Below are 12,864 nucleotides of genomic sequence, written 5' to 3' on the forward strand. Positions count from 1 at the left end.
TATAAGTTGCCTGGCTCACACCGGAATTACCGGTCTCCGGCGCTGTTTCGCGTGCGGACGGCGGCAGATTTGTCCCGGCAACTGCCCGGCGCGGCGGCCCGGGAATCCCCAAATGTGGTGAGGCGCACCGCGGCCGGGGCCCAATAGGGCGGAAATTGTGCGCTGATTCACGAGCGGGCCGGGGTTCTGCTGCGGGGAGGGGCGGCACGGGGAAGGGTGCATGCCGGATGGGCCGTTGGTGAGTCCTCGGTACGGCGATACGGCGGTGCTGCTGGTCCGTTCGCAGCAGCCGCCGGAGCTGTCGCATGACTGCGGGCCCGCGGCTCCCCGAAGGTGGCACCGCACACAGCCATCACTCCTCGTAGGGACGTGCTCATGCTCCGTCGTCTTGCCGTCGTTCTCACCGGCCTTCTCGTCTCGGGCTTCCTCGCGACGGGCGTCGCCGCCGCGGCCCCGGCCGACAGCCACCCCCAGCCCGGCTGGCACCGCGACCACCCGCTCACGCCCAGGGAGCGGGCCGGAGTTCGCCTCGCCGCCCAGATCCTCGACACCCTTTTCGGCGGCGGCACGGTGCGACGCGACCGCTTCTGAACGCGCGGCGCCGGGCCCCGGCACCCGGCAGGGGAGCCGGCTTCCGGCCCATGGCAAGGGGCACGGCGACGGCAGGGGCCGCGGCGACCGCGACGGCAACGGCAGTGGCCCCACCCGCGCAATGCGGGCAGGGCCACTGCCGTTGCCGTGCCGGGCGCCGCACCGCGGCGCCCGTATCAGTCTGCTCCGACCGTTCTCACGGTCGCGTCGCTCCGGCTCAGTAGGCCGAGTTGACGTTGTCGATCGAGCCGTACCGGTGGGCCGCGTAGTTGGCGGCGGCGGTGATGTTGGCGATCGGGTCGGTGAGGTTCTTGGGCGTGCCGGACACGTGGTAGGTGTCGAAGGTGGGCTGGATCACCTGCAGCAGGCCCTTGGAGGGCACGCCGTTGATGGCGTTGATGTCCCAGTTGTTGACGGCGTTGGGGTTGCCGCTGGACTCCCGCATGATGTTGCGGTGCAGTCCCTCGTAGGAGCCGGGGATGCCCTTGGCCTTCATGATGTCGAGCGACTGGCGGATCCAGCCGTCGAGGTTGTTCGCGTAGCGCTTGGGGGCGGCCTTCGGCGCTGCCTTGGGCGCGGCCTTCGCGGCCTTGGGCGCGGCTATGACCTTGCGCTCGACGGACCGGTTGGCGGCCTGCTGGGCGGTGTGGCCCTGCTTCTCCACCGCGGTGACCTTCAGCCCGGCGGTGACGGACGAGGCGAGCTGCCGGCCCTGCTTGCCGTCGTCGGCGCGGTCCTTCGCGGTGAGCGGAAGGCCGTTTGCGCTGACGGGCCTGACCGCGGACGGCGCGTGGGCGGCGGGGGTCTCGGCGTTGCTCGGTGCCGCGGTGAACGCCAGCGCCGCGGCGCCGCTCGCGGTGGCCACCAGCGCCGCGGAAATCTTGTGGGCGCGGGTGATGCGGACAGGGCGGGACAGGGTGAAGTGGGGCATGGGGGTTCTTGACCTCTTCCAGGGCTTGATGGCGGGGGAGGCGGCCTTCGGTTGGCGCGTGAGACCGAGGGTCATTGGCCGCGTTTCGCCGCTCTGGCTGAGATCGCAGGCTCGTTCTCGGTGCTACGCCGAACATGCTTAGCCAGCGCCCTGGATAGAGGCAAAGGTGCCTTGTACTACCTATCTTCGTGAGATGCAGTGAGATGTCCGTTGTAAATGCGGTGTTTCGCGCTCAGGGCCGGGAAAGGCACCGACTAGGTGTGCTCGTACGTGACGTACGTCGCGTGCCGGGCATCACCCCGGACCGGCTCCCGAGGCCCTTTCGCGGCACCGCGAAGTTGCCTGGCTCACATGGGTGAGCGGCCTGGCCCGCGGGGGATGAGGAGCAATTCCGAAAGGGCGCCGACGGGGCGCCGACGGGATATCGCGGAGTCGGTCCGCATGGCGTTGCGCCCACACGGCAGCGCGCCCCCCAGGGCTTTCCTGGGGGGCGCGGGAATGCGGCGGGCGCCGACGCGAAGCCGGTCCGTGTCAGCTCTCCAGCAGCCGGGCCGCAAGATGCTCGATGCGGTCGTGCCAGGCCTGCAGCGCGGCCTCCGCGTCGGCACCCCGCGGGCCGGTCTGGACGAGGACGAGCCGGGCGCCATGGCCGGTGCCCCGGCCCAGCTCCCACCGGACCGTGCCTTCCGGATCCCGGCGGTAGGCGAGCACGGAAGGGGCCCGCACCTCGGTGACGGGCCCGGCCGGCGCCTCCCGGCAGGTGAAGCCGGCCGGCGCGGGCGCACCTTCCACGGGCTCGTCTCCCGAGGTCAGCGCCGCCCAGACGGCCTCTGCGGGCCGCACGAGCTGGCGCTCGAAGCGGATCCGCGGGCCGTCCGGGGTGTCCTCGACCGCGCCCTGTCCGAGATCGAACTGCTCGACGTATGCCTCGTGCAGCTCCCCGGTGTCCCGGGGCACGGCCGTCGGCGCGCCGTCCAGCAGCTGCGAGAGCGCGGTGAGGCACAGATGCCAGCCGGAGGCGAAGCTCGCGCCGCCGAAGCGGTCGCCGAAGGTGTGCACCAAGGTCAGCAGCGAGCCGTCGCCGTCCGGCCTGATCTCCCAGCGCAGGTGGTCCTCGCCCCAGGTGAAAGCGAACAGCCGGGGCTCCTCGGCGTCGGTGACCGTGCCGGTCATGGCGATACCGGTCACGCCGGGCATGGTGAAGGTCATCGCCCCGCCGGGCCGGAGCTCCACGGTGACCTCGGAGGGGAACCACTGCCCGAGGTGCGCCGGGTCGGTGATCGCCGACCAGACCTTCGCGGGCGGATGGGCGAGCCTGCGCTCCATGCGCAGAGCGTTCCGGCCGTCGCCGGCGGGTGTGAGGCTGTCGGAGTGCGGGTTCATCGGGGGTCGTCCTCCATGGCGTCGAGATGCCGTTCCAGGGCGTCAAGGGACCCGGTCCACAGATGCCGGTAGTGCGCGAGCCAGGCGTCCAGCTCCGCCAGCGGCTCGGGCCGGAGCTCGTACCAGCGGCGCTGGGCGTCCTGCCGGACCCGGACCAGGCCGGCCTCGCGCAGCACCCGCAGATGCTTGGAGGTGCCCGGCTGGCTCAGCCCGAGCTGCTCGGTGAGCTCGCCGACCAGCCGTGGGCGCTCCAGGAGCAGGTCGAGAATCCGGCGCCGGCTCGGCTCCGCAAGTACGTCGAACGGTAGGGGCATGACTTCAGCATGCCGGTCTGGCTATATAACCGCAAGGGAATGTGGAGTGAAGGGGCGCCGGATCACGCACACGCCGGACCGGCTGCCGGCGCCTCCTCGCGCTCGCGCGCCACGGGTGCGAGAGCGGGCGCCGAGCCCAGCGGCCCGTCGGTGAAGAACCGTGCGGCCAAGTCCGCCACATCCTGCGGGCGTTCGAGCACCACCCAGTGATCGGCGTCCGGGATCGTCAGAAAGCGGCTGCCCGGGATGGTGGACGCGAAGTGCCGCTGCCGGGCCGGCGAGGTCACCGTGTCGTGCTCCCCGCTGAAGACGAGCGTGGGGATACCGGTCAGCCCGGCGGAGAAGTCCGGACGGTCCGAGATCCCGCGGCGCAGCGAGTCGATGGCGTGCCGGGAGTTGCGGGCCGCATGCAGCATCGAACGCCGGACATAGCGGTACGCCAGCTTCCGGTGGGCGACGTGCCGGCGGTCGTCGAGGCACATCAGCCCCTCGGCGACCAAGGTGGCGAAGGCCTCGGTGTCGCCGTGCGCGAGGTGGTCGGACGCCCGTCGCCACAGTTCCTTCTGCGCCTCGCTGATGTGCGCCGGAACCCCGCCGAGGGCGAGCCGCGCGATCCGCCCGGGGAACCGCCGGGCGCATCCGTAGGCCAGGCCCGCCCCGTAGGAGAAGCCGAAGAGGTTGATCCGCGGGACGTCCAGATCGTCGATGATGCCCTTGATCGCCGCGCACACGAGGTCGATGCTCGGCCCCGAAGGGAGCGGATCGGCGCTCCCCATGCCCGGCAGGTCGGCGGTCACCACATCCGCCAGCGGACCCACATGATCTTCCATCTGCGGCCAGCCGAACATCCCTTGCAGCGCGCCGCCCAGCACCAGCACGGGCTCGGTGATCCGCGCCGGCTGCCGCAGGCGCCGGTAGGAGTAGGACACCCCGCCCACCGACAAGCAGCGGATCATTTCCTCGGACATGTGAGATTCCTTCTCGAAGCACCGGCGGGAACGGACGCGCCGACGCGGCGCGCAGGGGGCGGCCTCGGGCCTGTCGTCGCGACGGGACTTTGCGGACACGACCTAGCGGGTCAGCACCAGTGCGGCGTTGTGCCCGCCGAAGCCGAGCGACGTCTTGACCGCGCAGTCGAATGCCGCCTGCCGGGCCTCCTTGTGCACGACGTCGACCGGGATCCGCGGATCCAGCACCTCGAGGTTGGCGGTCGGGGGCACCAGCTGCTGTTCCAGGGCGAGCACGGTGAGCGCGGCCTCGATCCCGCCCGCGGCGCCGAGCGCGTGCCCGGTCATCGCCTTGGTCGAGGTGACCAGGGGGTGATCGCCGAGAACCCGCTGCAGCACGGCGGCCTCGATGTGGTCGTTGGCGACCGTGGAGGTGCCGTGCGCGTTGACGTGGCCGACATCGCCGGCCTGCACCCCGGCGTCCGCCAGCGCGGTGCGCAGCGCCCGCTCGATGCCCTTGCCCTCGGGGTCGGGGGCCACCGCGGCGTAGGCATCGCTGGACGCGCCGTAGCCGCGGAGGTGCGCCCGCACGGGGGCGTGGCGGGCCCTGGCGTGCTCCGGCCGCTCCAGTACGAGCAGCCCGGCGCCCTCGCCGACCACGAAGCCGTCCCGGTCCGCATCGAAGGGGCGGCACGCGGTGGCCGGATCGTCCCGGCGGGTGGAGACCGCCTTCATCTGGCAGGCGCTGGCGATCAGCAGCCGGGAGAGCACCGACTCCGCCCCGCCGGCGAGGGCGATGTCGCAGACCCCGGCGCGCAGCAGCTGGTGCGCGGTGCCCAGGGCGACGGTCCCGGAGGAGCAGGCCGTGGCCACGCCCAGGCTGGGGCCGTGGGCGCCGATGTCCATACAGACGCTGCTGGCGGCGCTGTTGACGACGGTCAGCGGGGCGAGTTTGGGGGAGACCCGGCGGGCGCCGCGCCCGGCCATGGCGACATGCTGCTGGTCGTAGAACGGCAGCCCGCCGTGTGCGGAGCCGATCACCACCGCGACCCGGCTGCTGTCCCAGGATTCCGGGTCGAGGCCGGCGTCGAGGAGGGCTTCCCGGGCGGCGATCACCGCGAGCTGCGCGAAGCGGTCCATCAGCCGCTGGGTGGCCACCCCGAGCAGTTCCGTGGTGTCCAGGCCCACGATGGTGTACATGAAGTCGCAGGGCAGATCGGCGAGTTCTTCCTGGTGGGTCACGCCGCCGGGCACGGTGTCCTGGGTGACGGCATGCCAGGTGGCCTTCGCCCCCACCCCTGCCGCGGTCACCAGTCCCAGTCCTGTCACGGCCGCGGCGAACGGCTCCTGGCGGGCCGTCATGCCGGAACTTTGCCGTCGACGGCCGCCACCAGCTGGCCCACGGTGTTCCGCGGGGTCAGCGACACCTCGTCGAGGTCGATGTCCAGCCGTTCCTCGATCAGGACGCGGAGTTCTTCCAGCGCCAGGGAGTCGAGGCGCAGGCCGCGCAGCACGGCCTCATCGGTGAGGTCGGCCGGAGAGACCCCGAATCGTTGGACCAGCAAGGTGTTGACAACTTCTGCCGCGTTCACGTGGTGCTCCTCCGCTTGTCGTAGGCGATGCTGCCAACCGCGTCGTGGGCGGGATTTCACCGGCGGCTCCGGCTGGTTTGACCCCCCTTTATACGCCTTTGTCCCGATGACTCCCCAACCTTGGTAGCTCAATGGGGTGATGAGCGCACCGGGAGGGGGCGGGGCGTTGGCGTCCCGCCTTGCGGACGCCGCGGAAAGCACCTACGTACGTAACGCCGCGGACCGGCGGGAGGTACGGGCACGGGGCGGGCGGACTCCGGGATCCTCCGGGGTCAGGCCTCGTCCAGGGCGCTGGTCACCCGGCCCAACAGGCCCTGGAGCGTGCGGAGTTCTTCGATCGTGAGGCCGGTGGCGGCCAGCATCCTGCGGGGGACGGGCAGGGCCGCCTCGCGCAGGCCGTCGCCGGCGGGGGTCAGGTGGATGGTGACCGAGCGCTCGTCCTCGGTGCTCCGTTCGCGGCGCACCAGGCCGGCCGATTCCAGGCGCTTGAGGAGCGGGGAGAGGGTGCCGGAGTCCAGCCGGAGCTGTTCGCCGATGGCCTTGACCGGCCGGGGGCCGTGCTCCCACAGGACCAGCATGACCAGGTACTGGGGGTAGGTCAGGCCCAGGTCCTTCAGGGCGTCGCGGTAGACGCTGCCGAACGCCCGGGAGGCGGCGTGCAGCGAGAAGCAGACCTGGTGGTCGAGGCGGAGCAGTTCGGCGTCGGGTACCGGGGGCCTGGTGGCGGAGGTCATGGGGCCAGGTTAGCTCGCCGCGGCATTTAGTTGTGCGCAATCTAGTTGCGCGCAATTTAAATGTGTGTCACTGTGATGCCCATCGGGCGGCCGGGAAGCGGCCGCCCGCCACCGAAGGGGAACCGTGATGGATGCGCTGTACACCGCTGTCGCCACCGCCAACGGCCGCGAAGGCCGGGCGGTCAGCTCCGACGGCCGGATCGACCTGGCCCTGGCCATGCCGCCGGCCCTCGGCGGCAACGGCGCCGGCACCAACCCGGAGCAGCTCTTCGCCGCCGGCTACGCGGCCTGCTTCGCCAGCGCGATGGGCAATGTCGGCCGTCAGATGAAGCTCGACACCAAGGACGTCTCGGTCACTGCTGAGGTCTCCCTCGGCAAGGACGACACCGGCTTCGGCCTGGCCGTCGTCATGCGGGTGGAGCTGCCGGACACCCTCGCGGGCGAGACCGGGCGGCAACTGGTCGAGGCGACGCACCAGTACTGCCCGTACTCCAAGGCCACCCGCGGCAACATCGACGTCGAGCTGGTCATCGAGTAGGCGACGCGCTCAGGCGTCCTCGGCCGCGTACACCCGGCGTCCCCCGACGAAGGTCTGCAGCACGCGGGTCGCGGCGATCTCCTCGTCGGCCCCGTCGAAGGGGTCACGGTCCAGGACGACCAGATCGGCCAGCTTTCCCGTCTGGATGGTGCCGGTGTCGTCGAGGTGGTTGGCGTAGGCGCTGCCGGCCGTGTACGCGGCGAGGGCGGAGCCCAGGTCGATGCGCTGCTCGGGGAGGAAGACCGGCGCCGAGGCGGGGCCGTCGGGCTCCCGGCGGTTGACCGCGACATGCAGCGCGGCGATCGGATCGGGCGAGCTGACCGGCCAGTCGCTGCCCGCCGCCAGGGTGGCGCCCGAGCGCAGCAGGTCCCCGAACGGATATTGCCAGGCGGCACGTTGGGGGCCCAGGAAGGGGATGGTCAGTTCGTCCATCTGCGGCTCGTGGGCCGCCCAGAGTGCCTGGATGTTCGCGGTGGCGCCGAGCCGGCGGAAGCGGGGGATGTCGTCGGGGTGGACCACCTGGAGATGCGCGAGGTGTGGCCGGGTGTCGCGCCGGCCGTTCGTCCGCCGGGCGGCCTCGACGGCGTCCAGCGCCTCGCGTACGGCCCGGTCTCCCAGGGCGTGGAAGTGCACCTGGAAGCCTTCCGCGTCCAGCAGGGTGACGTAGGTCCGCAGGTCCTCGGGGTCGATGAACGAGATACCGCTGTTGTCGGAGGAACAGCCGCAGGCGGTGAGGTAGGGGCTGAGCATGGCGGCCGTGTGGTTCTCGGCGATGCCGTCCTGCATGATCTTGATGCTGGTCGCCCGGAGCCGTCCGCCGGTCAACTCCTTCCGTCGGGCGATGAGTTCAGGGATCTGCTCGGCCCCACGGGCCCGGTCCCACCACAGTGCTCCCCTGACCCGTGCCGTGAGCTTGCCGTCGCTGCGGGCCGCCACATACGCAGGGGTGGGATCGGCCCCTCCGGGAGCGCGGCCCAGCATCGCGTCCTGCCATGCGGTCACCCCGCACCCGTGGAGGAGACGCTGCGCCCTGAGCAGCCCGGCGGTCCGCTCGGCGAGCGTCGCTTCCGGGATCAGATCGCCCACCAGCTCCATGGCGCCCTCCTGCAGCATGCCGGTCGGGTGGCCGTCCGCGTCCCGTTCGATGCGCCCGTCGGCCGGATCCGGCGTACGGGAGGTGATCCCGGCGCGTTCCAGGGCGCGGGAGTTGGCCCAGCCGCCGTGGTGATCGCGGTTGACGAGGAACACCGGCCGGTCGGGGACGAGGGCGTCCAGGAACTCCCGGGTCGGCATGCCGCCGGGGAAGGCCTCCATGGACCAGCCGCCGCCGGTGATCCACGCCGCCTCCGGATGCGCCGCCGCGTACGCGCTGATCAGCTCGCGGTACGCCTCGGCGGTGACGGCCGCGCTCAGGTCACACAGCGCCAGCTCCACTCCGCCGCCGACCGGATGGATGTGTGCGTCCTGGAAGCCGGGGATGAGCAGCTTGCCGTGCAGATCGACGACTTCGGTGGCGGGCCCGATCAGGTCGCGGACCTCCGCGTCGTGCCCGACGGCGATGATGCGGTCATCGCGGACCGCCACCGCACTCGCCCGGGTGCGCGCGGCGTCGACGGTGTGCACGGGGCCGGAGAGGAAGACGAGGTCGGCGGGACCCGCATCGGTGGCGCCGCGGGCGGCGGTGTCCGGGGTGGGCTCGGGGTCCACGGTGGTGCTGAGATCCATGGGGGGTGTCGCTCCAGGTGCGTCGGGTGTACTGCGTGCGGATCGCTCGGTGGTCGTGGCAGGTGTCGTAGCGGGTGCCGTGGTGGTGGTTGTGGCGGATGCCGTAACCGAGGCAGGCGGGCCGAGGGAGGGGCGGGGCGGTCAGCCCTCCGACGGGTGGGGGAGCGCGGCGGCTTCCGCGTCCATCGGCAGGCTGATCGCGTCGGCGTCCGTCCCCTGGCCGGTACGGAAGTACGGGGCGCGGCGGACCCACTTGGCCCAGGCGGCGGTGGCCAGGCCCAGCGCGATGAACAGCGCGGGCAGCAGCAGCATGAACCAGCCGTTGTCCGGGGTCGCCTCGAAGTGGTCGCTCATGGTCGCGTAGTCCCAGACGAGATAGCCGCCGAGCCCGAACAGCGTCAGCGCGCTCACCGCGGGGACGATCACATCGCGCAGCGCGCGCACCACTCCGTCGCGCAGGGCGGCACGGAAGCGCACCGCGCAGGCGAGGGCGGTGAGTCCGTAGTAGAGGGCCACGGTCAGGCCTATCGAGTTCACGGCGGTCAGGATCATGTCGTTGAGCTTGGGGATGCCGACCGCGAGCACGGCGAGCAGCGCTGCGAGAGCCATGATCAGCAGGGTGCCCACGGCGGGGGAGCCGTAGCGGGGGTGCACCCGCTGCCAGACCGGGCCCAGGGTGCGGTCGCGGGCCATGGCCAGCGTGCCGCGGGCGGTGGGGATGACGTTCGACTGGAGAGAAGCGAAGGCCGAGCACATCAGGGCGGCCAGGGGCAGCGAGGCCCAGGGTTCCGGCGCCAGTGAGCTGCCGAGGAAGGTGAGTGCCTGCGGCCCGTTGTGGATGAGCTCGTCCGTGCTCATCACCCGCTGGAAGGCGAGTGAACCGATGAGGAACAGTCCCAGCATGGCCACCAGCGCGATCAGTCCGCCGCGGGCCGCGTCGGTGGAGCTGCGGGTCTCCTCGTTGACGCTGAACGCGGCGTCCCAGCCCCAGTAGAAGAACACCGCCAGCACCATCCCCTGGGCCAGTGCCTGGGGCGAGGAGATCTCGAACGGGTTGAGCCAGGAGAGCGAGAACGGCTGGTCACCGGTGGCGAGGGCGTAGCCGCAGAAGAGCAGCAGGACCGCGTACTCGAAGATCAGCAGCCACATCTGCAGCCGGGTCGCGGTGCGCACCCCCGTGATCGCCGTGACCGTGACGGTTACCAGCGCGACCAGCCCGACGGCGGTGCTGATGCCGGTCGAGGCCGGATCCAGGCGAATCCCTCCGATGCTGTGCAGGCCCAGCTTGTTGAGCAGCTGGAGCACCACGGAGCCGGTCACCGCACCCGTATAGGCCATGAAGATCACGCTTCCGACCAGCACCACCCACCCGGTCAGGAACCCGGGCCAGGGGCCGATGGACCGGCCCACCCAGGTGTAGCCGCTGCCGCAGTTCGGCTCGGTGCGGTTGAGCCGGGCGTACGACAGCGCGATCCCGAGGATGGGCAGGAAGGCCAGCAGCAACAGGGCGGGCGTCTGCCGTCCCGTATATGCGGCCAGGGTGCCCATACCGATGCCGATGCTGGTGGTCGCGGCGGTGCTCGACGCGGCGATCGCCACCCCGTCCTTCACCCCCAGCGAGCGGCGCATTCTCGCCGGGCCGGGGTCCTGCTGCACTGCGGAAGGCATGGCACTCACTCCTTGGGCTGCGGGCCGGACCGGTCTCGGGCGGGCCAGGGGGACGCGGAGGTGCGGGTGGGGCGGGGCAGGACGGCGCGGACCGGGCCCGGGGTAGCGGGCCGGCTGCGTCGTACGGAAGGGGGTGGTGCGGGATACGGCACCGCGGTGATCCGTGTATGTCCGCCGATGAAACAGGCCGTTCATCCTTGTGTCAACGGTGTTGACGTAACCTGGTGGTTAACTGGCCCGAGAGGGCCCGGGGGCCGGGGCTGAGCGATGCGGAGGGGTTCGGCGTGGTGGAGAGCGAGCGCGTCCCGGTCGAGCGCAAGCGGCGCCGGCCGACCAGTTCCGGCGTGGTCCTGTCGGCCGATCTCATCGTCGACGCCGCCTGCGAACTCATCGACGCCCAGGGGGCGCAGGCCTTCACCGTGCGCAAACTCGGTGCGGCGCTCGGTGCCGATCCCTCCGCCGTCTACCGCTACTTCCGCAACACCGAGGATCTGCTGCTGGCGCTGGCCGACCGCCTCATCGGGGAGTCCATGGACGGCTTCGCGCGCAGCGGCGACTGGGCCGCCGACCTGCGCGACCTGGGTCTGCGGGCCTACCGCTCCGCACTGCGCCACCCGCAGATCGCCGTGTTCAGCACCGTCCGGGTCACGGGCCGGCCCCATGAGCAGCGCGCGGTCGACACGGGCATCGGGCTGCTGCTCCAGGCCGGGTTCGACGAGGCCACCGCCGTCCGCCACTACCACGCACTGGTCGACACCGCCCTGGGCCACGCGGCACTGGACGCCGGCGTGCTGCGGCTGGCTCCTGCCCAGCGCGTGGCGGACGAGCAGGCCTGGCGGGACGGGTACGCCGGTCTGCCCGCGGAGGAGTTCCCCAGCCTGCACCGCGTCCGGGACCACCTTCCGCGCATGGCGGGCTCGGCGATCGAGCCCGCGCTCGATCTCCTCATCGCGGCCCTGCGGCGAGAGGCGCCCGGTAACGGGAGGTGAGGCAGCGGCGAGAGGCCGGGCGCCGGAATAGGGGGCGGGGCGGCGGCGTGACTGGGGTGATCCGGGCATTTCGCTCACCCCAGTGCAAACATGAGGCATGCCCCCTCCCTGGCGGACACCGCTGCACGGACGACGGGAACTGGCCCACGCCCTGGTGCTGATCCCGATCGGGCTCATCGCGGCGGTCTGTGTGATCGATGCTCTCGCGCCGCCCGACATCCATCTGGGGCCGCTCCTCGTCGCGGCTCCCGCGATCACCGCCGCGTTCGCCGGGCCCCGCCTGACGGCCGCGATCGGTGCGCTGGCGGTGGCCGCCCAGGTGTTCATCGGCATCGCGCGCCAGGTGCTGTTCACCGCGAATCTGCAGACCCAGATCGTCGCGCTGGTGGTCGTCTCCGGCCTGGTCGTGCTCTTCACCGTCGTACGGGACCGCAACGAGCGGCGGCTCACCCAGAGCCGTTCGGTGGCTGCGGTCGCCCAGCAGGTGCTGCTCCGGCCGCTGCCCGCGCGCAGTGGTGCCCTGGAGATCGCCTCGTTCTACCTGGCCGCCGAGGAGGAGGCGGAGATGGGCGGCGATCTGTTCGCGGCGGCGCGCACCGCCAGCAGCACCCGGCTGATCATCGGCGACGTCCGGGGCAAGGGGCTGCCCGCCTACGGTGACGCCGCCCTTCTCCTCGGCGCCTTCCGGGCAGCCGCCCACCGGCAGGCCACCCTGCCCAGGCTGGCCGTCCACCTCGACGGCGCCGTCCGCTGGGACAGCAGCCAGTGGTACGAGGCGCCGGGCGCCGACGCCGGGGCGGAGCCGGCGCCCGCACCGACCCCCGACAGCAACGACGGCCTCCTCCCCGTCGCCCCGGCCCCCGGCCCGGACTCCGTCGCCGACAGCGAGGAGACCTTCGCGACCGCCGTGCTGCTGGACCTCCCCGACCGCTGGCCCGTGCTGCGCATCATCAACTGCGGTCACCCGCCCCCGCTGTTGCTGCGCGCGGGGCAGGCGCCGGTCCCCTTGCACGGCGAGCGGACCGCCTTGCCGATCGGCCTCGGTGGCCTGCCCGGCGCCCCGGGCTACGAGGTCGAGACCTTCCCCTTCGCGCCAGGAGATCTGCTGCTGCTCTATACGGACGGGGTGACCGAGGCCCGCGACCACAAGGGCGCCTTCTACCCCCTTGCCGAGCGCGCCGGGGCCTGGGGCGACGGCAGTCCACAGCAGGTCCTGCGCCGGCTGCGCGCGGATCTGCTGGCCCACACGGACGGCAGGCTCGGCGACGACGCCGCCGCGGTCGCGGTACGGCGCCTGCCTACCCGGTCACCGTCCACTGCCGGGGGCGCCGGCGCTCCCTGAGGCGGCCCGCACCCCGGCAGCGGAGCGGCCGGACACGCTCCACTTCCGCAGGGAGGATCCGACACCACAGGGATGAATTACGTCACGCCTCGGATTCCCCCCGAATTCCT

General features: G+C 72.0%; 13 protein-coding genes. 4 read left to right on the forward strand and 9 right to left on the reverse strand.

The window, feature by feature from the left end:
• The first annotated feature begins 375 nt into the window (after nucleotides 1–375).
• Entirely contained in the window at nucleotides 376–591 is a 216-nt protein-coding gene (locus ABZ851_RS12220; protein ID WP_336053646.1) for a hypothetical protein, read from the forward strand.
• Nucleotides 592–808: 217 nt separating this feature from the next.
• Here the strand turns inward: ABZ851_RS12220 and ABZ851_RS12225 are convergent, their stop codons facing one another.
• From ABZ851_RS12225 to ABZ851_RS12255, 7 genes are all read right to left on the reverse strand, one after another.
• Nucleotides 809–1,522 (reverse strand): transglycosylase SLT domain-containing protein, encoded by a 714-nt coding sequence (locus tag ABZ851_RS12225; protein WP_361125246.1) that lies wholly within the window; start codon nucleotides 1,520–1,522, stop codon nucleotides 809–811.
• Nucleotides 1,523–2,053: 531 nt separating this feature from the next.
• A complete protein-coding gene (locus ABZ851_RS12230) occupies nucleotides 2,054–2,905 on the reverse strand; it encodes an SRPBCC family protein (protein WP_361125248.1) in 852 nt (283 codons plus the stop codon).
• The gene (locus tag ABZ851_RS12235) at nucleotides 2,902–3,219 is read right to left on the reverse strand and encodes a metalloregulator ArsR/SmtB family transcription factor (protein WP_086721403.1); all 318 of its coding nucleotides are present in this window, start codon (nucleotides 3,217–3,219) and stop codon (nucleotides 2,902–2,904) included. The genes ABZ851_RS12230 and ABZ851_RS12235 overlap by 4 nt, the downstream gene beginning before the upstream one ends.
• Before the next feature lie 62 nt (nucleotides 3,220–3,281).
• On the reverse strand, nucleotides 3,282–4,187 hold the full coding sequence (locus ABZ851_RS12240) for an alpha/beta hydrolase (RefSeq protein ID WP_361125250.1): 906 nt from the start codon (nucleotides 4,185–4,187) through the stop codon (nucleotides 3,282–3,284).
• Nucleotides 4,188–4,289: 102 nt separating this feature from the next.
• Nucleotides 4,290–5,528: a beta-ketoacyl-[acyl-carrier-protein] synthase family protein gene (locus ABZ851_RS12245; protein ID WP_361125252.1), complete on the reverse strand. Its 1,239-nt coding sequence runs from the start codon at nucleotides 5,526–5,528 to the stop codon at nucleotides 4,290–4,292.
• On the reverse strand, nucleotides 5,525–5,758 hold the full coding sequence (locus ABZ851_RS12250) for an acyl carrier protein (RefSeq protein WP_336053636.1): 234 nt from the start codon (nucleotides 5,756–5,758) through the stop codon (nucleotides 5,525–5,527). The genes ABZ851_RS12245 and ABZ851_RS12250 overlap by 4 nt, the downstream gene beginning before the upstream one ends.
• Before the next feature lie 272 nt (nucleotides 5,759–6,030).
• Entirely contained in the window at nucleotides 6,031–6,492 is a 462-nt protein-coding gene (locus tag ABZ851_RS12255) for a MarR family transcriptional regulator (protein WP_361125254.1), read from the reverse strand.
• Nucleotides 6,493–6,619: 127 nt separating this feature from the next.
• On the opposite strand from ABZ851_RS12255, the gene ABZ851_RS12260 reads away from it, so the two are divergent.
• Nucleotides 6,620–7,030, forward strand: a complete 411-nt coding sequence (locus tag ABZ851_RS12260) for an organic hydroperoxide resistance protein (RefSeq protein ID WP_336053633.1) — start codon at nucleotides 6,620–6,622, stop codon at nucleotides 7,028–7,030.
• A 9-nt stretch (nucleotides 7,031–7,039) separates the two neighbouring features.
• Here the strand turns inward: ABZ851_RS12260 and ABZ851_RS12265 are convergent, their stop codons facing one another.
• Together ABZ851_RS12265 and ABZ851_RS12270 are read right to left on the reverse strand one after the other, a co-directional pair.
• Entirely contained in the window at nucleotides 7,040–8,755 is a 1,716-nt protein-coding gene (locus ABZ851_RS12265; RefSeq protein WP_361125256.1) for an amidohydrolase, read from the reverse strand.
• A 141-nt stretch (nucleotides 8,756–8,896) separates the two neighbouring features.
• On the reverse strand, nucleotides 8,897–10,423 hold the full coding sequence (locus ABZ851_RS12270) for an APC family permease (protein ID WP_361125258.1): 1,527 nt from the start codon (nucleotides 10,421–10,423) through the stop codon (nucleotides 8,897–8,899).
• A 224-nt stretch (nucleotides 10,424–10,647) separates the two neighbouring features.
• On the opposite strand from ABZ851_RS12270, the gene ABZ851_RS12275 reads away from it, so the two are divergent.
• Both ABZ851_RS12275 and ABZ851_RS12280 read left to right on the forward strand, forming a co-directional pair.
• Entirely contained in the window at nucleotides 10,648–11,412 is a 765-nt protein-coding gene (locus tag ABZ851_RS12275) for a helix-turn-helix domain-containing protein (protein WP_361125260.1), read from the forward strand.
• 97 nt (nucleotides 11,413–11,509) lie between these two features.
• A complete protein-coding gene (locus ABZ851_RS12280) occupies nucleotides 11,510–12,754 on the forward strand; it encodes a PP2C family protein-serine/threonine phosphatase (RefSeq protein WP_361125262.1) in 1,245 nt (414 codons plus the stop codon).
• Nucleotides 12,755–12,864: the final 110 nt, after the last annotated feature.

This window comes from Streptomyces sp. NPDC047049 (assembly GCF_040643995.1).
In the GTDB taxonomy this organism is placed as follows: domain Bacteria; phylum Actinomycetota; class Actinomycetes; order Streptomycetales; family Streptomycetaceae; genus Streptomyces; species Streptomyces mooreae.